At 45.2% G+C, this 23,781-nt stretch carries 23 protein-coding genes; all 23 read left to right on the forward strand.

Annotated features, from left to right (window positions below; all coding sequences use genetic code 11):
• Positions 1–49: 49 nt before the first annotated feature.
• The 23 genes from ACZ5Q0_RS10765 (at position 50) to ACZ5Q0_RS10875 (ending at position 23,767) form a co-directional block, all read left to right on the forward strand.
• Positions 50–499 (forward strand): glycine cleavage system protein H, encoded by a 450-nt coding sequence (locus ACZ5Q0_RS10765; RefSeq protein WP_446817974.1) that lies wholly within the window; start codon positions 50–52, stop codon positions 497–499.
• Positions 474–1,565, forward strand: coding sequence for a lipoate--protein ligase family protein (locus ACZ5Q0_RS10770; RefSeq protein WP_446817973.1), 1,092 nt, complete (start codon positions 474–476; stop codon positions 1,563–1,565). The genes ACZ5Q0_RS10765 and ACZ5Q0_RS10770 overlap by 26 nt, the downstream gene beginning before the upstream one ends.
• The gene (locus tag ACZ5Q0_RS10775) at positions 1,552–2,607 is read left to right on the forward strand and encodes an NAD(P)/FAD-dependent oxidoreductase (protein WP_446817972.1); all 1,056 of its coding nucleotides are present in this window, start codon (positions 1,552–1,554) and stop codon (positions 2,605–2,607) included. The genes ACZ5Q0_RS10770 and ACZ5Q0_RS10775 overlap by 14 nt, the downstream gene beginning before the upstream one ends.
• A 25-nt stretch (positions 2,608–2,632) precedes the next feature.
• On the forward strand, positions 2,633–3,673 hold the full coding sequence (locus ACZ5Q0_RS10780; RefSeq protein ID WP_446817971.1) for a radical SAM protein: 1,041 nt from the start codon (positions 2,633–2,635) through the stop codon (positions 3,671–3,673).
• Entirely contained in the window at positions 3,666–4,586 is a 921-nt protein-coding gene (locus ACZ5Q0_RS10785) for a radical SAM protein (protein ID WP_446817970.1), read from the forward strand. The genes ACZ5Q0_RS10780 and ACZ5Q0_RS10785 overlap by 8 nt, the downstream gene beginning before the upstream one ends.
• Before the next feature lie 84 nt (positions 4,587–4,670).
• The gene (locus ACZ5Q0_RS10790) at positions 4,671–5,357 is read left to right on the forward strand and encodes an MBL fold metallo-hydrolase (RefSeq protein ID WP_464827142.1); all 687 of its coding nucleotides are present in this window, start codon (positions 4,671–4,673) and stop codon (positions 5,355–5,357) included.
• Between the two features lie 164 nt (positions 5,358–5,521).
• Entirely contained in the window at positions 5,522–5,746 is a 225-nt protein-coding gene (locus ACZ5Q0_RS10795; RefSeq protein ID WP_446817968.1) for a MoaD/ThiS family protein, read from the forward strand.
• A 196-nt stretch (positions 5,747–5,942) separates the two neighbouring features.
• Positions 5,943–6,161, forward strand: coding sequence for a hypothetical protein (locus ACZ5Q0_RS10800; protein ID WP_446817966.1), 219 nt, complete (start codon positions 5,943–5,945; stop codon positions 6,159–6,161).
• 29 nt (positions 6,162–6,190) lie between these two features.
• Positions 6,191–6,673 (forward strand): 4Fe-4S dicluster domain-containing protein, encoded by a 483-nt coding sequence (locus ACZ5Q0_RS10805; RefSeq protein ID WP_446817965.1) that lies wholly within the window; start codon positions 6,191–6,193, stop codon positions 6,671–6,673.
• Positions 6,673–8,478, forward strand: coding sequence for an aldehyde ferredoxin oxidoreductase family protein (locus ACZ5Q0_RS10810; RefSeq protein ID WP_446820766.1), 1,806 nt, complete (start codon positions 6,673–6,675; stop codon positions 8,476–8,478). The genes ACZ5Q0_RS10805 and ACZ5Q0_RS10810 overlap by 1 nt, the downstream gene beginning before the upstream one ends.
• A gap of 278 nt (positions 8,479–8,756) precedes the next feature.
• Positions 8,757–9,260 (forward strand): NADH-quinone oxidoreductase subunit NuoE family protein, encoded by a 504-nt coding sequence (locus tag ACZ5Q0_RS10815; RefSeq protein WP_446817964.1) that lies wholly within the window; start codon positions 8,757–8,759, stop codon positions 9,258–9,260.
• On the forward strand, positions 9,241–11,052 hold the full coding sequence (locus tag ACZ5Q0_RS10820; RefSeq protein WP_446817963.1) for an NADH-ubiquinone oxidoreductase-F iron-sulfur binding region domain-containing protein: 1,812 nt from the start codon (positions 9,241–9,243) through the stop codon (positions 11,050–11,052). Before ACZ5Q0_RS10815 ends, ACZ5Q0_RS10820 begins: the two co-directional genes overlap by 20 nt.
• A gap of 10 nt (positions 11,053–11,062) precedes the next feature.
• Positions 11,063–11,806 carry a 2Fe-2S iron-sulfur cluster-binding protein gene (locus ACZ5Q0_RS10825; RefSeq protein ID WP_446817962.1) on the forward strand — a complete coding sequence of 248 codons (744 nt, stop codon included), beginning with the start codon at positions 11,063–11,065 and terminating at the stop codon, positions 11,804–11,806.
• An 86-nt stretch (positions 11,807–11,892) separates the two neighbouring features.
• The gene (locus ACZ5Q0_RS10830; RefSeq protein ID WP_447182530.1) at positions 11,893–13,896 is read left to right on the forward strand and encodes a sigma-54-dependent Fis family transcriptional regulator; all 2,004 of its coding nucleotides are present in this window, start codon (positions 11,893–11,895) and stop codon (positions 13,894–13,896) included.
• Positions 13,897–14,320: 424 nt separating this feature from the next.
• Positions 14,321–14,638 (forward strand): transposase, encoded by a 318-nt coding sequence (locus tag ACZ5Q0_RS10835; RefSeq protein WP_447182485.1) that lies wholly within the window; start codon positions 14,321–14,323, stop codon positions 14,636–14,638.
• Between the two features lie 53 nt (positions 14,639–14,691).
• Positions 14,692–15,558 (forward strand): IS3 family transposase, encoded by an 867-nt coding sequence (locus tag ACZ5Q0_RS10840; protein ID WP_464827279.1) that lies wholly within the window; start codon positions 14,692–14,694, stop codon positions 15,556–15,558.
• A gap of 1,025 nt (positions 15,559–16,583) precedes the next feature.
• Complete coding sequence (gene spoIVB / locus ACZ5Q0_RS10845) at positions 16,584–17,918, forward strand: SpoIVB peptidase (RefSeq protein ID WP_446817960.1); 1,335 nt, start codon at positions 16,584–16,586, stop codon at positions 17,916–17,918.
• A gap of 223 nt (positions 17,919–18,141) precedes the next feature.
• Positions 18,142–18,945, forward strand: coding sequence for a sporulation transcription factor Spo0A (spo0A, locus tag ACZ5Q0_RS10850; RefSeq protein ID WP_447182531.1), 804 nt, complete (start codon positions 18,142–18,144; stop codon positions 18,943–18,945).
• A gap of 168 nt (positions 18,946–19,113) precedes the next feature.
• A complete protein-coding gene (gene steA / locus ACZ5Q0_RS10855) occupies positions 19,114–20,235 on the forward strand; it encodes a putative cytokinetic ring protein SteA (RefSeq protein WP_446817958.1) in 1,122 nt (373 codons plus the stop codon).
• 17 nt (positions 20,236–20,252) lie between these two features.
• A complete protein-coding gene (locus tag ACZ5Q0_RS10860) occupies positions 20,253–21,152 on the forward strand; it encodes a copper transporter (RefSeq protein ID WP_446817957.1) in 900 nt (299 codons plus the stop codon).
• Entirely contained in the window at positions 21,152–21,829 is a 678-nt protein-coding gene (locus ACZ5Q0_RS10865) for a glycosyltransferase family 2 protein (protein WP_446817956.1), read from the forward strand. Before ACZ5Q0_RS10860 ends, ACZ5Q0_RS10865 begins: the two co-directional genes overlap by 1 nt.
• Positions 21,826–22,659 carry a hypothetical protein gene (locus ACZ5Q0_RS10870; protein WP_446817955.1) on the forward strand — a complete coding sequence of 278 codons (834 nt, stop codon included), beginning with the start codon at positions 21,826–21,828 and terminating at the stop codon, positions 22,657–22,659. Before ACZ5Q0_RS10865 ends, ACZ5Q0_RS10870 begins: the two co-directional genes overlap by 4 nt.
• Positions 22,652–23,767, forward strand: a complete 1,116-nt coding sequence (locus tag ACZ5Q0_RS10875) for a M20/M25/M40 family metallo-hydrolase (RefSeq protein ID WP_446817954.1) — start codon at positions 22,652–22,654, stop codon at positions 23,765–23,767. Before ACZ5Q0_RS10870 ends, ACZ5Q0_RS10875 begins: the two co-directional genes overlap by 8 nt.
• Positions 23,768–23,781 lie beyond the last annotated feature (14 nt).

Raw genomic sequence — 23,781 nt, forward strand, 5'->3', positions numbered from 1 at the left:
TTTAATCCGTGCAAAGGTAAGGCTATTTAAAAAAGAGGAGTGACAGTACATGCGGGTTGATCAATATACTATTCCGGAGAACCTGCTTTATAATTTGGATCACTACTGGGTTAGAACTGATGGGCAGGTAGTAGTAGTAGGAATGAGTGATTATGGTCAGAGTACGGTTGGGGATGTACTTTATCTGGATCTGGGTCAGGAGGGTAGTCCTACCCGAAAGGGTCAGGAAATAGGTTCTATTGAGGCAGGGAAATGGGTAGGTAAAATTCCGGCAGTTATCTCCGGCCATATCGAAAAAGTGAACCGGGAATTAGAAAGCTACCCGGCTGCAGTAAATAAAGATCCTTATCAAAAAGGGTGGATGTACGTTATTCGTCCTACCCCATCCCAGGAAATGGATAAACTGCTTGATGCACTAGCTTATGCAGATTTCGTAAAAGAACAGATTCGCCTAGAAAAGGAGGAACTATTCGATGGGGACAACCTGGCGCCTGCTTGATACTGGAGTGAGGTCAGCTGCAGAAAATATGGCACTAGATGAGGTAATTCTCTCCTGCCATAGTGAAGGGCTAATCCCTGATACCTTGCGCTTTTTAAGATTTTCTCCCCATTGTGCCCTGGTGGGCTATCACCAATCAGTAGAGTTGGAAGTTGAAGAAGAGTATTGCCGGCAACATGGTATAGAAATAAATCGCCGTATAACCGGAGGGGGTAATCTTTACTGGGATGAGGGACAGCTGGGCTGGGAGATATATGCCAGCAAAGATAGTCCTGTTATCCCAGGACGCATAGAAGAATTGTACCGGTTCATTTGTGAAGCAGCTGTAACCGGTTTACAACGCCTGGGGGTAGAAGCCTGTTATCGTCCTAAAAATGATATTGAGGTAGGCGGACGTAAAATTTCCGGTACCGGGGGAACCGAGAAAGGCCCCACCTTTCTTTACCAGGGCAGCCTATTAACTGATTTCGATGTGGATACCATGATGGCCTGTCTGAAGTTGCCTTTAAAAAAGCTGGAAAAAAAGGATATTCAATCTTTCCGGCAGCGGGTAACCTGCTTACGGGAGGTTCTAGGCACGGTACCACGGTTGGAGGAAATAAAAGAGGCTTTAGCTGATGGGTTTGCCGAGGTATTAGGTGTAAAACTAGTGCCGGAAGAATTAACCGACATTGAAAAACAACGGCTGGCAGAAAGATTGCCTTATTTCCAATCGGATCTCTGGGTTCGGGGGGCCCGTCCCCGGGTACAGGATAATACCTTGCAGGTGGTGGATTACCGGGCTCCTGGTGGTTTAATCAGGGTTTCCGTGCGGGTAGATCAGTACCGGCATGTGCTTAAAACTGTATTTATAAGTGGAGACTTTTTTGCTTATCCGGAACGCAGTATTCTGGATTTAGAAGCTGCTCTTAAGAACACTTCCAGTCACCCGAAAGACATCGAAGCTAACATCCGGGCCTTTTTTACCCAAAATGGGGTCCAAGTTCCCGGGGTTAGTGCAGAGGATTTTATCCGGGCGATAATCCAGGCTATGCAAGAAGTAGGTGAACAGGATGCAGCATTATGATGTGGTGGTTGTAGGAGCAGGGCCAGCAGGTAGTAGCGCGGCTCTGGCTGCCAGTTGCCGCGGTATTTCGGTTCTGGTCGTGGAAAAATCCTGCCGGGCTGGACTTCCGGTTCAATGTGCTGAATATGTGCCCCGGGGTATAACCCGTTTTATACAACCCGGACCTGGTACCATTGTACAACGGGTAGATCAAATGCATACTTTTATTCATGGTAAGCAGGTACATACCATGAATGCTCCTGGTTATATACTGGACCGGTCGGTTTTTGATGCTGGTCTGCTTACCCGAGCTGCTGAAGCTGGTGCCCGGGTATGGTTCGAGGCGCGGGCTGTAGAATTAATTCCCGGGGGAATAAAGATTAAAAACCGGGAAGGAAAAACGGATACGGTGGCTTGTGATTGTATAATCGGAGCAGATGGCCCCCGTTCTACGGTAGGGGAATGGATAGGCTGTATAAACCAGAAATTTATGCTGGGTGTACAGGAAACTTTGCCCCTGACTGCGTCCAGTCAGGCCACGGAAATATATTTTGATCCTGATTGGAGGGGAGGCTATGCGTGGCTGTTTCCCAGGGGAAAGGAAGCTAATGTTGGTCTGGGGGTAAGCCTGGATTATCATGATAAAGCCTTTACTTTATTAGAGGATTTTATTAATAGATTAAAGAAACAGGGTAAGCTGCAGTCAACTAAGGCTATTCGGCGTACTGCCGGACTAATTCCCGTAAGTGGTCCAGTAACTGACACCTGTACTGGAAACCTGCTACTGGCAGGTGATGCTGCCGGGCATACTCATCCGGTCAGTGGTGGGGGAATTATGAATGCCATCATTGGTGGCAGCCTGGCGGGGAAAGCGGCTGCCCGGGCTATACAGGCTAAAGATAGCCGAATTTGGGAGGATTATCCCCGTTTATGGAAGGAATATTTAGGCCAGCACCTTACCAGGGGGTTGGAGCATCGAAAACGACTAGATTCAGGTTGGACCAGCAATCCGGATGATTTTGTCCGGCTTGTTAGGGAAACCTGGATGGCTTTCCGTCCATAACAGGGCAAGGGAGGAATGATTTTATATGCCAACTGTAAAAGAAAGTCCTGCTTATGTAAAAACCAGCCTGGCAGGAGCTATGTGCTTGGGATTGGAAAGAGGAAAATTCTATCGTAATGCCCAGAGCACCTGTTTAAATGTCCTGCTTACTTATGAGAGCGGATGCCGGGCTGCCTGTAGTTATTGCGGGCTGGCTCGTACCCGTAAAGAGGGAGAAAAGGAAACCTTTATCCGGGTGAAATGGCCGCTCCTCTCCCTTGATGAAATAATGCAGCAGCTAAAACGCCCCCATCCTTTTAGGCGGGTTTGTGTTTCTATGATTACCCATGCCCGGGCTTTAGAAGATACTGCTGCTGTTATTAAACGCTTTTATACCGAAACTGAGCTACCCATAAGTGCCTTAATTTGTCCCACAGTAATGAAGGGAAGTGATGATCTAAAACGGCTTAAACAGGCCGGGGCTGATCATATAGGTATTGCGGTAGATGCTGCTACTCCAGGGCTGTTTGATCTTCATCGCGGTAAAGGTACTGGAGGCCCCCATAAATGGGGTCATTACTGGGATACCATGGAAAAGGCTGTTAAAGTCTTTGGCGCCGGACGGGTGGGGGTACATTTAATTGTAGGTTTAGGTGAAAATGAGCGGGAAATGGTAAAGATAATCGATCAGGCCCAGGAGATGGGCGTCATGACCCACCTGTTTTCTTTTTTCCCGGAAGGGGGCAGCGCATTGCAGGATAATTCTCAACCTCCGCTGGGGCAATACCGCCGGGTTCAGCTAGCCCGCTACTTAATTAATCAGGGGGTAATAAATTACCATGATATTACATTTATGCCTTCCGGACAGATTGCTGGTTATGGTATAGAAATAGAGCCCTACCTGAAATCTGGTCATGCTTTTATGACTTCTGGCTGTCCGGGTCAGGATGGCCAGGTGGCTTGTAACCGTCCCTTTGCCAATGAACGTGTTAACCAGGCTATCCGCAATTTTCCCTTTATTCCCGATGCAGATGATCTTAAAGCAGTTCGTACCCAGCTTTGGGAGGGAGTGGAAGCTAATGCCTGACCAGGAAACCAGCCTGGCTAGAACCGGTGCTGCGGATATTATTTTTGCTGTCCCTGGTGCTAAGCATTACCAGAACCAGTTTTATATTAACCGGCGTAATTCCTTTGTTAATATTAGTGTTACCGGACATTCCTGCCAACTAAACTGTACACACTGTCAGGGCAGGTTATTAAAAACCATGCTGCCGGCAGTAACTCCCTCGATGTTTCGTCACCATATTGATAGATTATTAAAAGCAGGCTGTCGGGGAATTTTGGTAAGTGGGGGCTCCGACCGGAAAGGACGGGTGCCCCTTTCCCATTTTTGCCCCGAATTTCATTATGCCCGTGAACAGGGTTTAGATGTACTGGTTCATAGTGGGCTGGTAGATAAGGAAATCGCCCTTGCTCTAAAAGAGGCCGGAGTAAACCAGGTGCTTATGGATATAATCGGGGATCCCGAAACAATAAGGTCAGTTTATCACCTAAAAGCTGTTCCCCAGGACTATCTTGATGCTATGCTAAACTGCCGTGAAGTTGGATTACCTATAGCCCCTCATATTGTCATCGGGCTTCACTTTGGGAATGTAAAAGGTGAATTTAAGGCTTTAGAAATGATTAGGACTGTAAAACCGGAGTGTCTGGTGTTGGTTATCTTAACCCCGGCCCCAGGGACTGCTATGGAGAAGGTGGCCCCTCCGCCACTGGAACAGGTTAGGGAAGTCTTGAGTTGTGCAGGCCGGCTTTTTTCCGATATCCCCATTACCCTGGGATGTGCCCGGCCGGCGGGTAAATACAAACTGGCTGTAGAAAAGGCGGCTGTCGATGAAGGCTTCGCCGGTATCGCTTATCCTGCTGAAGAGACTGTTGAATATGCTCTTCAATTGGGATTAAAAATAGGATTCCGGGAGCAATGTTGTAGTTTGATCGGGTAAACAGGAGTGATATTACTGTTTAAAATTTGTGTTATAACATCGCTAGTAGCAGACACTAATAATCTCATTATCCGTAATGTTCCGGTGACCTCTTGTATTATCCAATGCCCCACCGGTGAACTAGTTATTGTCGATACCGGCATGGTAGGGGCCCAGTTACCTGATTTACTGAAACAACTGGGATATTACCCGGATAATTTTAATATAGTAATAAACACTCATCTCCATCCAGATCACTCGGGAGGAGATGGACTGTTTGATGAATCGCGCTTACTGGTCAGCAGTACTGAGATGGAAGCGCAAAAGAAAATCGAACAGCGTTTACGGGAAATTCCGCTAAAGCAACTGGTTGAGGCTCCTACCCAATATGTTTCTTTACCCGGGGATAGACTACGGGCCGATCTGCAAGAACTGGCCCGATTATATCCACTGGAGGACAGATTGGGTGATACGGCCCGGGTTGAGTACCTGGAGGATCAGCCCCATTTGCCGGCCGGTATTAAAACCTATCCGGCTCCCGGGCATACCCCGGGACATTATGTGGTCTGTGTTGAAGGCAGGCGAAATAGATTATTAATAAGCGGAGATGCTCTCTATCATCGTAACTCGTGGCGAAATAGCGATTTAGACTGGCTGCATTTTGATCAGTCCTTATTTAAGAAAACGGCTGCCCAACTAGCCACCTTTACCGGATTAATACTTCCCGGCCATGATGCAATTTTTGATAATCGTTACGGAGAATACCTGCAGGATGAGGTATTATATGTTTAACCGGCGATAAACGAGGAAGCAAGGGGTCACTCCAGTCCTTTTGCTTCCTTTTGGGGAAGCAAAACCCTAGGCATGAGGACTGAAAATTCTCGTGTCGAATCCCCTGGTTTTTCCCTTGATTCCACCGTTCACTGGCTATGCTAATTTGCGGGAGGTGTCTGATTATGAAGGTAAAGGTTAAGCTGTTTGCAACTTTTCGTAATAACCGTTTTAAGGAGAAGGATTATGATTTGCCCCCGGGGTTTACAGTGGGTGAGGTGATAGCCATGCTATCCATACCCGAAAAGGAAGTGGGGGTGCTCTTTGTAAATGGTAAGTCGGTAGAGATGGGGCGACCATTAGCAGATGGAGATACGCTCTCGATTTTTCCCATGGTCGGGGGAGGTTGATTGCCGAATCTGTTACTATAGTGTAACATCCGCGTTACACTATGTTACAAAAGTGTTACAAAATAACGTATATTTGTTACACTTTTATATTGCCGTAGCAAATGCTAAGACTCCCGGCTTACCGGGACTTAATGACTATATATTAACAGGTGGCATAATTTATGCAATATAAATAAACAAAGAGGGCCGAGGGTATTTGAATGGCTGGATGGCAGCCGGTCCGGCCCAAACACCCGGTAACATTAATGTTGCTGATAAAGACTTAAATGGTGAGGAGAATTATGGAGGCTATGGCCGCAAGCTTTCATTTTACTCCCGGCTGGTCAACGGCAGTCATGCCATTATTGGTAATCTGGTCATGAAAATAACCTACCCCAAACCCGAAACCCTCGAAAAACCAAATAAAGGAAGGTGAAAACTGGTTCGATTTTGAACCAGGTGCCTATGAGTAAAGTTCTGTTTGTGGAGCCGGAGAAGTGCACCGGTTGCCGTACCTGTGAACTGATCTGCTCATTCAATCACTCAGAAGAGTTTAATCCTTTGAATTCAAGAGTGTCGGTCATAAGTTTTGAAAAAACAGGATTCTCTTTTCCTGCCGTATGCCAGCAATGTAGTGCAGCGGCCTGTATGCAAGTCTGTCCAGTAGGGGCCATAACCCGGGATGAAACCACCGGGGCTATGCTGGTAAACCATTCTACCTGCCTGCGGTGCAAAATGTGCACCATCGCCTGCCCGTTTGGAGCTACTTTCTATGATTTTACCCATGATGTAATTTTAAAATGTGATCTTTGTAATGGTGATCCTGCCTGTGTTAAGCTTTGCCCATCCGGCGCTATTTCTTATCGTGAATCGAATACCGCCAACCTTTCCCGGCGTAAGGTAGTAGCGTCTAGGATGAAACAGGTTTATGAGGAGGGATTACAATGATGTATGGATGGATGGGGCAAATTTTACGGGTAAACCTTACTAAAGGAACTATAGACCGGGAAACTATCGATCCAGATATCCTGCACCAGTATATAGGAGCACGGGGACTGGGTACCCGGATATTCTGTGATGAGGTTGATCCTCAGGTAGAACCCCTTAGTGTAGAGAATAAGCTTATATTCATGACCGGGCCTCTAACTGGTACCCTGGCTGGATCTGGTGGAAGATATAATGTAGTTACTAAAGGCCCGTTAAATGGTACTATTGCTGCTTCTAATTCGGGAGGATCTTTTGGTCCAGAGTTAAAATATGCCGGTTACGACGGAATTATTATAGAAGGAAAGGCTGCTCAACCTGTGTACCTCTGGATATATAACCAGGAGGTTGAGTTAAGAGATGCCGGGGATTTATGGGGAAAAGATATTATTGCCACTACTGATGCAGTCCGGGAAGCTACTGATGATGATGCTAAAGTAGCTTGCATTGGACCGGCAGGAGAAAACCAGGTTAAATTTGCCTGCATTATGAATGAATATAATCGGGCTGCCGGCCGTTCCGGAGTCGGGGCAGTTATGGGATTTAAAAACCTTAAGGCGATCGCCGTCCGGGGGACAGGTTCGATTAAGGTAGCCGATCCTAAGGCTTTTAAAGAAGCTGCTCTGGATGTGAGGGCCAAATTGAAAGCCCATCCGGTAACGGGACAAGGTTTGGCTGCCTATGGTACGAATATACTGGTCAATATATTAAACGAACATGGCGGTCTACCCGTAAAGAACTTCAGTGAGGCTGCCAGATATGATCGAGCTGAAAAAATATCCGGGGAATACCATACCGAAAATTACCTGATACGTAATAAAGGCTGCTTCGGCTGTCCTATAGGCTGCGGACGGGTAACTAACATCAGTCAGGGAAAATTTAAGAGCCATGGTGAAGGGCCGGAATATGAAGCTACCTGGACTTTTGGTTCTAATCTGGATATTGATAACTTTGAAGCCGTATGTGAAGCTAATTTCCTATGTAATGAACTGGGAATGGACCCGATTACTATGGGAGGAACCTTATCCTGTGCCGTTGAAATGCTGGAACGGGGAATTATTCCCCGGGATGTAACTAAAATGACCTGGGGCGATGCCGAAACTATGGTAGAGTTAGTTCGGAAAACCGCTTACCGGGAAGGTTTTGGTGATGAGTTGGCAGAAGGATCCTACCGCCTGGGCGAAAAATACGGTCATCCAGAGTTTTCTATGACGGTAAAAAAACAGGAACTTCCCGCCTATGATCCCCGCGGTCAGCAGGGTATCGGACTGGAATATGCCACTTCTAACCGGGGTGGTTGTCATGTCAGGGGGTATATGACCTCACCGGAGATTTTAGGTCTACCGGAGAAGGTTGATCCTGATACTACCGAGGGTAAACCGGGACTCTTAAAGATATTCCAGGATCTTACGGCACTATGTGATTCCGCCGGACTTTGCTTATTTACGACTTTTGCCATTGGTTTACCGGAAATGGCGGCTGAGTTACGGACGGGAACCGGTTTGAATCTGAGTGATGAGGATTATCTTAAAGTCGGCGAGCGAGTCTGGAATCTGGAGCGCCTGTTCAACCTAAAAGCAGGTCTGGGTAAGGAAGATGATACTCTACCCGAGAGATTATTGAAAGAACCTATGAAAGGTGGACCCCATGAAGGACGGGTGGTGCGCCTTGACATCATGCTTCCTGAGTACTACCGACTGCGTGGATGGGATGAAAGTGGTGTACCTACCCCCGAAAAGATGGCTGATCTGGGATTAGCTAACTTATAGTAAATTAGACCATGTTATTCGGGGATAAGTCCCCATAAACAATCGCTTAAAGCTAGGGGCCTTTTCCCCGGGGACCCGGGTGGTTGCCGGGGGAAGGCTCCTTTTTTATGAGAAAAATGGTTGGGTAAATTAAGCCCATAGGCATACTAAGATCCTACAGGACAAGTCCTAAATTTAAACTTTATATTGCTATTAAAAGGTGTTAATATTATCTGTTCGCTATGCTTTTGTTTGGCAGCTGTGTTAGGCATAGGATTTTTGAGGAGGGGCTTTATAGAATGCATATTGATTCCCGGGAAATGGAGCAGCAGCAGAACTATCAGAGGGCTATACAGGCTTATCCGGGTGAACCGCGCTACCTCCTGGCAGCCATGCAGGATTTACAGAAGGAGTTTAATTATTTGCCCCGGCTGGGGCTCAAAATACTGGCTCAACACATGGGCTTACCAGTGAGCAAGGTATATGCTACTGCTTCTTTTTATAAGGCTTTTAGTCTGGTTCCCAAAGGCAAGGTAGTATTTCGGGTTTGTGATGGGACTGCCTGTCATATAAAGGGATCGGAAACTTTGGTAGACCAGTTACAAAAATATTTAAAAATTCCTCCCGGGGAAACCACCCAGGATGGTGCTTTTTCATTGGAAACGGTTAATTGTCTGGGGGCTTGTGCTCTGGCACCAGTTATGGTGGTCAATGGGCGGGTATATGGAAAAGTAACCCCAGGCAGTATTGAAAAAATTATCAGTGAATACGGAGGACAAGCATATGAGCAACCAACCGAATAGTGGAAAACCTGGGCGCTTGATTATGGTTTGTTGCGGAACTGGCTGTACAGCTAACGGCGGTCAAGATGTATACCAGGCCTTTTGTAATGAAATAGAGGGGCAGGAGGAATTTGAGGTAGTCGGAGTAAAAAGTACCGGCTGTAACGGCTGGTGCGAAAAAGGTCCCCTGGTAAAAATAGTACCTGATGATATTACCTATTGTGGGGTTAAACCTGCGGATGTTAAGGAGATCGTAGACCGGACTCTTAAAGAAGGGGAACTGATTAAGAGATTACTGTACCGGGATCCGCAAAGCAAAAAACATCTAAAATCCCATCATGATACTGATTTTTACCGTAAACAGCATAAAATCGCCCTGCGTAACATCGGGGAAATTGATCCTGCCTCTATTCAGGATTATATAGGTTATCATGGATATAAGGCTTTAAGCAAGGTTGTCAACACAATGAAACCAGCCCAGGTTATTGATGAAATAATAGCCGCCGGGTTGCGAGGCCGCGGCGGAGGAGGATTCCCCACCGGTATCAAATGGAAAACTTGTGCCAGCGCCCCGGGAGATACCCGTTATATCATCTGCAATGGGGATGAGGGAGACCCTGGAGCCTTTATGGATCGGAGTATTATGGAGGGAGATCCTCATTCCATTATCGAAGGAATGATTATATGTGCCTATGCAATAAATGCTTCCCGGGGATATATTTATGTCCGGGACGAATATGACCTGGCGGTTCATCATCTCGGAAGAGCCATCGAAGATGCACGGCAAGCAGGCTATCTGGGGGATAATATTGGCGATACTTCCTTGCATTTCGATATTGAGATAGTCAGGGGAGGAGGAGCCTTTGTCTGTGGTGAAGAAACTGCTCTTATAGCTTCTATCGAAGGTCGGCCTGGCGAACCCCATGATAAATATATCTTTCCGGCTGAAAAAGGACTGTGGGGACAGCCTACTATAATCAACAATGTGGAGACCTGGGCCAATATACCCTATATACTCCTGCACGGAGCCCGGCATTTTGCCTCCATTGGTACCGAAGGCAGCAAAGGAACCAAAGTTTTCTCTTTGGTCGGTAAAGTGCAAAATACCGGACTGGTGGAAGTACCCATGGGCACCACTCTCCGGGAAATTGTTTTTGAAATTGGCGGAGGGGTACCGGGAGGCCGATCTTTTAAAGCCGTACAAACCGGGGGACCTTCCGGAGGGTGCATTCCTGCCCAACTATTAGATCTTGAAGTAGATTTTGATAATCTGACCCGGGCCGGATCAATGATGGGTTCGGGTGGGATAATAGTAATGGATGACCATACCTGTATGGTCGAAGTAGCCCGTTATTATGTGCAATTCCTGGCCGGTGAATCATGTGGCAAATGTACTCCTTGCCGGGAAGGGTTAAGGGCGATGTTAGAAATCCTTACTCGTATCTGTGCCGGTCAGGGAAGCATGCATGATATAGAACTTTTAGAAGAAATCAGTTCTACCATGCAGAGTGCTTCTTTGTGTGCCCTGGGGAAAACGGCTCCTAATCCGGTTTTATCTACTCTTAAGTATTTCCGTGATGAGTATCTGGAGCATATAGAAAAACAACGGTGTCCGGCCGGCGTTTGTCGGAATATTACCAGCTTTAGCATAGACCCCGAACTTTGTACCGGATGTGGCCTGTGTACCCGGAATTGTCCGGTCGATGCTATTCAGGGTGAAAAGAAACAGGCTCATTCAATTGATAACAAAGCCTGCATACGCTGTGGGGAATGCTTCCGTAACTGCAAATTTGATGCGGTTAAAGTTGAGTAAGGAGGGGTGGATGGTGCTGGTAACTATCGATGGTCATCAAGTAGAAGCCGAAAAAGGGCAGACTATATTAGAAGTTTGTCATCGAGAAAAAATTCATATACCGACATTATGCTATCATGAGGCATTTGGGGGACAGGGGGCCTGCCGGATGTGTATGGTAGAAATTCGTAACCCCGGGCGTCCTGGTAGCCGTCTAGTTGCAGCCTGCACTTATCCGATCATGGGTGAGGTAGAGGTTTTTACCAGGTCGGAACAGGTGCTTAAGGTTCGCCGTACTCTAGCCCAATTAATAGCCCGGCGCATTCCTGACGCCAATATCAGGAAGAAACTTTTTCCCGATGAAACAGGGGAATTATTACTGCCGGTAGAGGTTCAACCGGAGGGCTGTATGCTATGCCGCTTATGTATACTGGCTTGTGAAAATATGGGACGCACCGCTATATGGACGATGTTTCGCGGCACGGAAAAAAGAGTGGGAACACCTTATGATGAGGACTCTGATGAGTGTATAGGTTGTGCAGCCTGTGCCCAGATTTGTCCTACTGGTGCTATTAAAGTTATTGAAAATGAGAATTCCCGGGTAATATGGAATCGGGAATTTAAACTGGTTTCCTGTCAGAGGTGTGGCAGAGGATTTGCCACTGAGGAGCAGCTCAAACTGGTTACTGAACAGGTTGGGGGCCAGGATAGCTATCTATGTGAAGACTGTCGTAAAAAGGTTTTAGCCAGTGCTATGCAAGTTTTTCATGGTTAATAATTAATGCTCTTGGGGGACCAGTTTTGTATACTAACTAAAGGGGATGATTGTAAACCGACGCAACATTTCCAGGAGGGATGTTCGTGAAAACTAAGCCGACCAATTGTGTTCGAACTGTGAAGGATGTTTGGCGGGAATATGTAGAGAACGATTACCTGGATGAAGCCTGGGTAGATCCAGTAATTGCCCGGTCCTGGCGCAGGTGTATGGAGTCCGGAGTTGATCCTTATGATGGGCAGACTCATCTATTATTAAAAGGAGCAGAACTGGAGAATTTAATGTACAAACGCCGGGATATGGTGGATATAGCTCAACCTTTTATGGAAAGGATATATCGCTTTGTAGCTGGAACCGGATTTATAGTAATGTTAACTGATGAGAAGGGTTTTATCCTGGAGGCATTAGGTGACAGGGAAACCCTGGATAATGCGTCATTTCTTAAATTTATAAAAGGGGCCAACTGGAGTGAGGAGCAGGTAGGGACTAATGCTATAGGGACTGCTATAGTTGAAAAAAAACCCCTGCAGGTATCAGGAGAGGAACATTTCTGTATCAAACATCATTCCTGGACTTGTTCGGCGGCTCCTATTTTTAACGATCAAGGAAAGTTAATAGGGGTGCTGGACATGTCCGGTCCCTCAGAAAAAACACATTTACACACGCTGGGAATCATGGTTGCCGCAGTAGATGCCATTATGTTTCAAATGGTCTTACAGCAAAAAAACCGGGAGTTAACCATTGCCAACAACCGGATGACCAATGTATTTGGTACCATGTCAGATGGTGTTATTGTGTTGGACAAACGGGGCCGGATTGTGCAAATTAATCCGGTGGCGGAAAAGCTGGCTGGATTATGTACCCGGCATTTACATGAGCTGACTATGGAGCATGTATTTCCCGATACTTCCCGGGTGAAAAGCATGTTGGTTACGGGGCGGGAATTCTATGATGTTGAAACAGAAGCTTATGGTAGAAATGGAATTATTCATTGTGTGGTATCGGGCATGCCGATTCGTGATGAACGGGGAACGATTACTGGCGGGGTAGTGATAATAAACCACCTGAAAAAAATTCGCAATCTGGTAAATCGTTTCAGTGGGGCTCATGCTACTTATGATTTTAAAGATATCATGGGGAAAGATAAAAAGCTTTTAGAAGCTATACAGATTGCTTCCCTGGCGGCTGATAAGGATAGTAATGTTTTACTGCAAGGGGAAAGCGGTACTGGTAAGGAGTTATTTGCTCAGGCCATTCACAACCGGAGTCCCCGCCGACGCGGCCCTTTTGTAGCCATAAACTGTGGGGCTATTCCCCGCGACCTGTTAGGAAGCGAACTTTTTGGCTATGCTGAGGGTGCCTTCACAGGAGCTAAAAGGGGAGGACGTCCGGGAAAATTTGAACTGGCCTCTGGGGGTACGTTGTTTTTAGATGAAATTGGGGAAATGCCTTTGGGTAAACAGGTAGCTTTGCTCAGGGCTATTCAGGAAAAGGAAATTACTCGTATCGGGGATGACAAGGTTATTCCTGTTGATGTTCGCATAATATGTGCTACTAATAAAGACCTGCCTAAAGAAGTGGAAAAGGGAAATTTCCGGCAGGATTTATTCTACCGCTTAAATGTTATATCGGTAATCCTACCCCCTTTACGGGAAAGAAGAGAAGATATTCCTATGCTGTTTTATCGTTTTGTAGAGGATATCAGTCAGAAGTTAGAGGTGGAAACCCCTCGGGTTAATTCGGAAGTGATTGATTATATAGTTAAGTATGATTGGCCGGGAAATGTTCGTGAGCTGCAAAATGTGGTAGAACGAATTATTAATATCTGTAATGGTCAGGAAATTGTGGCTGATTATTTACCGGCCGAAATACTGGGGACCGATTCATCCGAACAAGAAGAAGTAGTAGAAACGGTTAGTTTAGGACAGGAGCGCCGCAAACGGAAAAAGCTTATGGCTGATATTGAACGTCAGGAGTTAAATGAGCTTATTTCTAAGTTTGGAGGAAATATAACCAGGGTAGCCAAGGAGTTAGGGGTTTCCAGGAATACTGTGTATCGAAAGATGCGGCGTTATAAGATAAAGACATGAGGTTGGTTAGACCGGGGTGCTTTTAGTACTCCGGTTTTATTTTTTCTTAGGCCTTAGTATTGTATGGGGGTGCGTGGGTAAGGCGAACCTGAATGTTCCGGAAAAGCCCGGACCCTAGGTTGTGGTGGGCACCTAGTTTTTGTTCTAAGGCTATTGCTTTTAGTAACGGGTTTAATTACGGTTCTGGAATCGCCTTTATCTCTTTTCCTCCACATTAAGGTTAGCCTTAGCCTAGTTGCTGGGTAAGTCGCTCTATGGGGGTGCGTGGGTAAGGCGAACCTGAATATTCTGGAAAAGCCCGGACTCTAGTTAGTGGTGGGCACGGGTTTTTGTTCTAAGGGTATTGTCTTTAGTCTCTTTAGCCCCCTAACCGACTTGGACAAAGTATCTTAATCTGGTACCTTTTAAAACAGGAGGGGGCAATATGCAACGTAAAAGGTACTCACAAGAATTTAAAGATCAGATTGTTAAAGAATCTCTGGAAGTTGGCAATGCCGCTATTGTGGCCCGGAAGAATGATTTATCTGCCAACATGGTCAGTCGTTGGGTTAGAGAACATAAGAATCACAATAGTATTGGAATAGGACCAATCCCTGTTAGAATCGGACCATATAATCAAAGCGCTAAAGCATTGGAATCTGAAAACGAGAAACTTAAAAAGTTGCTGGGCGAAAAAGACCTTGAAATAGCCATTCTTAAGGATCTTGTAAAAAAAACGAACCCACAATTCAAGATAAAGTAGATATATCCAGCAAATGGATATCAAGAGGATATCATAAAACCCTTGTATTGCGATTGGTCGGGCTTAGCCGCTCAACATACTATTACCATTTGAAGCATCCAGTTTCTGCACTTAATCACAGAGGCGGCCACCCGACAACTGCAAGTACCTGCACTAACGATGGCAGATTTGTAAGCAATGAACAGGTTAAAGAATGGCTTTGTGAACTCATCTTCGCTGAAGGAGAATACTATGGTTACCACAAATTAACCTGGGCGCTCAGACGGAAATACCAGCTTATCATCAATAAAAAGAAAGTATATCGTTTGTGTAAAGAACTGGATATATTGAAACCGCAGCGTAAACTTAAAGCAAAGCATCCCAGACGACTGGCACGGAACCATGAAATTACTTCTTCAAATCGTCTGTGGGAAATCGATCTCAAATACGGCTATATTACTGGAGAAAACCGTTTCTTTTATATTCTGCCTATCATAGACGTGTTTGATCGGGTTATTGTGGATTACCACATCGGCCTAAACTGTAATGCTCAGGATGCTGCACGTACTGTACAGGCAGCCATGTTTAAACGTCAGGTATATGGAACCGATGATTTAGTCATCCGAAGTGACAATGGGCCACAGTTTATCAGTCATCATTTTGATGAAAGCTGTATTAAATTCGGCGTTGAACATGAGCGTATTCCTTGTCGTACACCCAATAAAAATGCTCACATTGAATCTTTCAATGCCATCCTAGAAGGAGAATGTCTGAGCAAGCATGAATTCCAAAGTTATGCCGAAGCTTACGATACGGTAAGCCAATTCATAAAAGACTACAACGCAGTGCGGATTCATTCCAGTTTGAAATATCATACTCCAAATGAAGCGTACCACCTGTTACAGCAGAAATCCTTAAAAATCCAGTCTGTAAGGGTATAATAATGATCCTGGCAAAGCCAGTTTATATAAATTTTCAAATTCTAAGTATCAGCCAGACATTAAGAGTTTTTGTACAATATTAGGGGGTCAGTCCGTAGTAACGGGATAAATTACGGTTCTGGAATCGCCTTTACCTCTTTTCCTCCACATTAAGGTTAGCCTTAGCTTGGTTGCGGGGTAAGTCGCTGTATGGGGTTGCGTGGGTAAGGCGAACCTGAATATTCTGGAAAAGCCCGGACTCTAGTTAGTGGTGGGCACGGGTTTTTGTTCTAAGGGTATTGTCTTTAGTAACGGGATAAATTACGGTTCTGGAATCGCCTTTACCTCTTTTCCTCCACATTAAGGTTAGCCTTAGCTTGGTTGCGGGGTAAGTCGCTGTATGGGGTTGCGTGGGTAAGGCGAACCTGAATATTCCGGAAAAGCCCGGACTCCAGGTTGTGGTAGGCGCATGTTTTTGTTCTAAGGCTATTGCCTTAAGTAACGGGGTTAATTACGGTTCTGGATGCGCCTTTATCTCTTTTCCTCCACATTAAGGTTAGCCTTAGCCTAGTTGCTGGGTAAGTCGCTATATGGGGTTGCGTGGGCAAGGCGAACCTGAATGTTCCGGAAAAGCCCGGACTCCAGGTTGTGGTGGGCGCATGTTTTTGTTCTAAGGCTATTGCCTTAAGTAACGGGGTTAATTACGGTTCTGGAATCGCCTTTATCTCTTTTCCTCCACATTAAGGTTAGCCTTAGCCTAGTTGTTGGGTAAGTCGCTCTATGGGGGTGCGTGGGTAAGGCGAACCTGAATGTTCCGGAAAAGCCCGGACTCTAGTTAGTGGTGGGCACGGGTTTTTGTTCTAAGGGTATTGTCTTTAGTAACGGGTTTAATTACGGTTCTGGAATCGCCTTTATCTCTTTTCCTCCACATTCAGGTTCGCCTTAGCTTGGTTGCTGGGTAGGTCGTTGTGTGGGGTTGCGGTATACTTTAATATCCCTGGGGAGAGAATATATCTTATCAGATCTTCGGGGAGTGATTACTTAAATTGAAACAGTTGCGACCAGTAGCTGGAATTATCCTGGCAGTATTGATCCTGGCAATTAGTTTTTCACCGCAGGCCCGGATTTTTTTTAATCTGCCCGATCAGCAGAAGATGGTGGTTGGGGAGAGTAGTCATATAAATTTTGGTTTACCTGATCAATGGCAGAAGCGTATTCAGATGCAGGTGATGGGAGAATCAGAGAGTGTTTTTGCATCTCCACAGGATCCTCCGGTGGCCGTAAACCGCAGTACCAGCGGTGGATATGAAATTGTAGCTCTTAAACCAGGCCGGGTAGATGTAACTTTTAAATTGCTAGGTTACATACCAATTAAATCTATGGCGGTAGAATCCGTACCTACCCGTCGGGTGGTGCTGGGGGGGCATTCTATTGGGGTTTTGTTGCAGTCTGATGGAATTATGGTGGTCGGATTCGCACCGGTAGTTAATTCCCAGGGGGAAAAGGTATATCCGGCTCGAGATAAAGGGATAGAGATTGGTGATCTTATTCTTAAAATAGATGGAAAAACGGTGCGCTCAGAAAATGATCTAGCCAGGATCATCGATGAAAAACGAGATGTATCCACGGTGATCACGGTAAAGCGCCGTAATGAAGTGCTATCGCTTCCGGTAAGGGGGTATTATTGTTCGGAAACTCAGCGTTACCGTGTAGGGTTGTATGTCCGTGATGGGGTGGTTGGTGTAGGAACTTTGACTTTCTGGAGTCCTGAAAACCGGCAGTATGCTGCTTTGGGCCATATAATTATCGATGCAGATACCCGCCAGGGTATTGATGTGTTGAAAGGCAAGATTGTGGGTGCTTCTGTTCAGACGGTGAAGCCTGGTAAACCAGGGCGACCGGGGGAGAAGATCGGGGTGTTTAGCAGCAATAGCGGGGTAAGTGGAAATATTATTAAAAATACTCATTGTGGGATTTATGGTATTACTGCTGATAAGCTTACTAACCCATTAAAACCCTATACCGTAGAGGTAGGGTATGCTCATCAGGTTAAACCAGGACGGGCTCAGATATATACGGTGATCAATGGAGATGAGATTGAAGCTTTTGATATTGAAATTGAAAAGATACACCCGGAACGTCAGAATGGCAAGGGTATGGTTATACGTATTACTGATTCCCGGCTCTTAAGTGTCACGGGTGGAATTGTTCAGGGTATGAGCGGTAGCCCGATTGTGCAGAACGGTAAAATTGTTGGGGCTATTACCCACGTATTTTTAAATGATCCTCACCGGGGATACGGCATTTTTATGGATAACATGTTGTCAGAAATGGCTGAAACAGGAGAAAGGGGCCAGACCGTTTCGACAAATTATAAATAGTTCTTAGCTTGATAAATATAGGGTTTAAGCGCAGTATCGTCTTTTTGCTTAGCTAAACACGGTATCTGATTTGTTGTTATCTATGTATCATTATGCCAGTGTCTGCTGCAATAAGGCTTAATTTAGTAGAAAAAAAAAAGAGGAAATACTTGGTGAACCGTCGAAAAGCCTTTGTAAATCCTAATATTAAGATTTTTGGTAAAATGAGGGGGAATAAAAGGAGATGTTTAGTGAAACAAACCGGATAAACATTTTGATAGCTGACGATAATCGTGAGTTTTGTGGAATACTTAAGGACTATTTCAGTAATGAAAAAGATTTTGAGGTAGTAGCCATTTGTACAAATGGTATGGAAGTTCTGGAGGAGGTGGAGAAAAACGATGTTGATGTGCTTATTCTCGACCTCATTATGCCATATATGGACGGAATTGGGGTACTGGAAAAGTTGAACGAAATGGATTTGCCCAGTCATCCCAAAATTATTATTTTGACGGCGTTTGGTCAGGAGAATATAACACAAAAGGCAGTACAATTAGGAGCTGATTACTACATATTAAAGCCGTTTAACCTACAGGTACTAGGGGATAGAGTCCGCCAGGTAGCCCGGGATGTAAAGAGTAGTGGCGAATCAAGGAGTTCTGTTTCTAATTTGGCAGTTCAATCTTCCTCCCCTAGAAATTTAGAAGTAGAAGTAACCAAGGTAATCCATGAGATTGGAGTTCCTGCTCATGTTAAAGGATACCAGTACCTGCGTGATGCTATTATGCTGGTTGTGGAAGAAATTAACTATCTGGGAGCGGTGACTAAGGAATTATATCCGGCTATTGCTCAGAAGTATGATACTACTCCGAGCCGGGTGGAGCGTGCTATTCGCCATGCTATTGAATTGGCATGGGATAGGGGAGATTTGGATAAAATAAACAAGTTTTTCGGGTATACTATAAGCGGTGAAAAGGGTAAGCCGACTAATTCAGAGTTTATTGCTATTATTGCTGATCGCTTAAGATTGGAAAACCGGGTTAGCTAGCTATGATTGGTGAAAAGCTACACCTCTTGTTTATTGAATTACAATGAATAAGAGGTGTTTTTATTTGCTATTCGGCTGTACTTATTAGTACTGCTGTTTTTATTTTATGCAGACAATGTGATAATATTAATTCGGTAAAACACTTGCTTTTAAGTATTGAGGTGGATCATGTTTATTAAAGGAAAAGTGCGTCTTGACCGCCGCACGAAAAACCTGGTTAAGCGTTTAAAACGAAATGAAATAGCAGTACTAAACCACGATGATATTGATGAGGTAGCGGCTAATTCCCTTATCGATATACGCCCACAGGCTATAATAAATGCCCAGCCTTCTATAACGGGTCGTTATCCGGCCCGGGGGGCATATAAAATTCTTAAGGCGGGTATTCCCATTATCGATGAGGTGGGAGAGGAAATATTTCAAAAGATCAGAGAAGGTGCCCTGCTGGAAATACATGATAACCAGGTTTTCTGGGGAGGCGAGATGGTTGCCCAAGGTCAGGAGCTGACCATTGATGATGTTAATAACAAATTACGGTATGCTAATGAAAATATTCGGGTGGAACTAGATCAATTTGTGGAAAATACCCTGGAATATGCAAAAAAGGAAAAGGATATTTTGTTGGGGAATCTTGAGGTACCCCACCTGCAAACTAATATCCTGGGGCGGCATGCTCTTATTGTAGTGCGTGGCAGCAGCTATAAAGAAGATTTGCGTACCATAAGTTCCTATATTCAAGAGGAAAAACCGGTTTTGATAGGGGTAGACGGGGGAGCTGATGCCCTGCTTGAATTTGGTCTTACCCCGGATCTTATTGTGGGAGATATGGATAGTGTATCAGATGAAGCTTTACGCAGTGGTGCGGAGATAGTAGTTCATGCTTATGCTAATGGTAGAGCCCCTGGTTTACAGAGGGTGGAAAGTATGGGACTGGCAGCCCGTATTTGTCCTATGCCTGGCACCAGTGAAGATGTAGCCATGATTTTAGCCTGGGAATATGGAGCCAGCTTAATAGTGGCAGTAGGAACTCATTCTAATATGATAGATTTTCTGGAGAAGGGCCGTAATGGCATGGGAAGTACTTTTTTGGTTCGCCTGAAAGTAGGTTCAATCCTGGTTGATGCTCGTGGTGTAAGCCAATTGTACAAGCAGAATTTGCAGACCCGTTATCTACTACAGATGTTTGCGGCTGCCTTGATACCCATATTTATTATTCTTATGGTTTCGCCCGCTACTAAACCGTTTTTCCGACTGATTATGCTTCAGCTAAGGCTTCTTTTCAGTATGTAATTAGAGGTGGATTATTTATGATTGATTTACGGTATCATATTGCCTCAATTGTGGCAGTTTTTCTGGCCCTGGGGGTAGGGGTTCTCATTGGTAGCACTATAGTTGGTGATGATTTATTAGTGGACCAGCAAAAGAAGATGATTGATCGTTTGGAAGAGCAGTTCTATGTGTTGCGGGAGCGGGAAAATAATCTGGTAGCACAAAATCAGTACCAGGATCAGATTATAAATAATTATGAGAATTATAGCCAGGCATTGTTACCTCCTTTGGTACAGCAGAGATTGGAAGGCTACCGAGCTGCGGTTGTTGTGACTGGTGGTAATGATGTTCCCGGTGGTATGTTAAATGCCATATCTGTTGCTGGAGCGGGTATAACTTCGAAGGCAGTAGTGCTGGAGGATACCAGTTTGCAGGACCCGGAAATGAAAGCTAAAGTGATTAGTTTTTACGGGTTGGAAAATGATGTTACAGTGGATGCCTTGCGGGAGCAGATTGCAGCAAGTGTGGCTGCCGTTATTCTTAATAAAGGAGATGCAGCTGTAGTTGCTTTTTTACAGGAGAATGGATTGGTGAAATTCAGCGGTAATAATGAGGGACCGATTAATGGTGTTATCGTCGTAGGCGGAGCTACTGATGCGGCCATGTCTTTTATAACCAGTTTTGACAAGGGATTGATTACGGCATTACTTAATGAGGGGGTAAAGGTTTTTGGAGTAGAAACCTCTACCGTTCCTTATTCTTATATGGAAGAGTATCAAAAGTACGGGATTAGCACTATTGATAATGTCGATATGAGTCCTGGACAAATTTCTTTGGTGTATGCTATGGAAGGTGAACCTGGTAATTATGGCATAAAAAGAACCGCTAAAAAATTTATGCCGGCCCTGCCTGCTGATGCCATGAGGGGGCAGGAATAGTGAAGTCGGTTTGTGCGGTGATACCAGCTTTTAATGAAGAAAAACGTATTCAAGCTACCCTGCGGGCAGTTAAATCAATAGCCTTGATTAGTAATATAATAGTAGTTAATGATGGTTCCACTGATGCTACTTCCCGGTTGGCGGAGGAAATGGGTGTTAAAGTATTGGATTTGCCGGTCAATCATGGTAAAGGTGGGGCTATGAATGCCGTATTACCACTGGTAAATGATGATATTATAGTATTTTTGGATGCTGATTTAGGAGAATCAGCTGCAGAAGCGGGTAAGATAATTGAACCAGTGGTAATGGGTAAGGCTGATCTGAGTATTGCTGCTTTTCCTCCTGCCCAACGTAAAGGCGGGTTCGGCCTAGTTAAAGGTACGGCAGTCTGGATGCTGCGCCGGGCCGGTAATATGGAGGCCATTGCACCACTTAGCGGACAGAGGGCTATGACCCGGGAAGTACTTGACTCGGTGACTCCTTTTTATGAGGCTTACGGGGTAGAGTTGGGCATGACATTGAGAGCCCTGCAAAAGGGTTTCCGGGTGGTGGAGGTTCCTACTTGTATGACCCATAGTGAAACTGGTCGTGATCTGCAGGGATTTATACATCGAGGCCGGCAGTTTATAGATGTAGTACGGGTAATGCTCAGGGAAGCGAGGAGGCGAGATGCTTGACTGAACTGGTAGTTAGTTTAACCGGTTTGCTGCTAGCCCTGGCTATAGAAGGCATATTATTATACTTTATTGTTCCCATGTTGTACCAGGTGGGAGCAGTTCGTAAGAATTTTAGGGATAAGGATATACCGGTTAGTGTAGGCATCACCTTTCCACTGAGTATTATGCTGACCTTCCTGGTATATAAGTTGTTTTATGATTATAATGTTTTTCATCACCTCTTTTTAGTGGCGGTTCTAGCCATGTCTTTCCTGGGTTTTATAGATGATATGTTGGGACAGCGAGATACTATGGGATTTAAAGGCCATTTTGGAGCTCTCTTTAAAGGACGTCTTACTACTGGGGGATTAAAGGCACTGGGTGGAGGAGTAGTAGCTTTATTCCTGGCGGTGTTTATTGCGGGCGGATGGGGCAATATTATTCTAAATGTACTCATTATAGCCCTTTTTACCAATATGCTTAATCTTCTGGACTTAAGACCAGGCCGAGCGATCAAAGGCTTTCTTATTTTTCTGTTGTTGATTGTGCTGCTAGCTGTAGGAAGAATAGAGTGGAGCCTGATTACCCCCTTACTAGGTGCGGTTGTTTATTATTTTCCCCTGGACCTTAAGGCTGGGGCTATGATGGGAGATGCTGGATCTAATGTTCTAGGGGTGGCTCTGGGCTTTATAGCAGCTGTTTGTTTGGATTTACCGGTGCGGGTGGGAGTATTGGTATTTCTCATTTTGATGCACCTGTACACGGAAAAGTATTCTCTGACGACTACTATTGAACGGGTAAAAATATTAAAGGCTATTGATATGATGGGAAGGAGACAGGTGGATGATTAACCGGGATAGACTGGTCCAACGATTTATCCGTCTGGCCGAAATAGGTTCGGAATCGTTTAATGAAAAAGAGATTAAAGAATTTCTATGGGATGAGTTTACCAGCCGGGGTTTTGAATGCCGGGAAGATAAAACCGGCGCCAAGATTGGTGGTAATTGCGGGAACCTGCTAGTACGGATTCCGGGACAAGGGCCGGGTCCGGTATTATTATTTTCTGCCCATATGGATACGGTTAAGCCGGGTAATGGGGTAGAGCCGGTTATAGAAAATAACTGCATAAAGAGCAGCGGGGACACTATTCTTGGTTCTGATGATAAGGCGGCTATCGCTGCTATATTAGAGGTTATCGAGGTTCTGAACCAACAGAAAATTGAACATCCGCCCATGGAGTTACTTTTTACGGTGGCGGAAGAACAGGGATTAATGGGGGCAAAAATGTTTGACTACAGCCAGTTGCAAGCCCGCTTTGGTTATACTATGGATGCAGGAGGAGACCCGGGTACTATCATTATCCAATCGCCCTGCCAGAATGAAATCGAATATAAAGTATATGGTAAGGCTGCTCATGCTGGCATTAACCCCGAAGATGGCAGGAATGCTATTCATCTGGCGGCCCGGGCCCTGGCTAAGATGCCCTGTGGAAGAGTAGATGAGGATACCACCTGTAATTTCGGACTCATTGAGGGTGGTAAAGCGCGAAATATTGTGGCTGATTTTTGTCGTGTTAAGGGAGAAGCCCGTAGTCTTAATGGCAAAAGGCTGGATCAGATTACCGCCAGGTTAACCGAGACTTTTACTAAGGAAGTTGAAGGTATGGGCGGACGGGCTGAGGTCGAGGTGCAATTTCTTTATCCAGAGGTTAGCCTGAGTGAAGAAGATCAGGTTGTAAAAATAGCGTCCCGGGCGGTAGCATCGTTAGGTTTAAGTCCCCGTCTGGAGAGTACCGGTGGCGGTAGTGATGCCAGTATTATTAACGGAAATGGAATTCCCTGTGTTAATTTGGCAGTAGGGATGCGGGCTGTTCATACTACTGATGAATATATTTACATTGATGATCTGGTAAAAGATGCCCAGCTTATTCTAGCTTTAATTAAAGAAGTAGGCCATTAAACAGGAGGAAGATT

This window comes from Syntrophomonas erecta subsp. sporosyntropha (genome assembly GCF_055395365.1).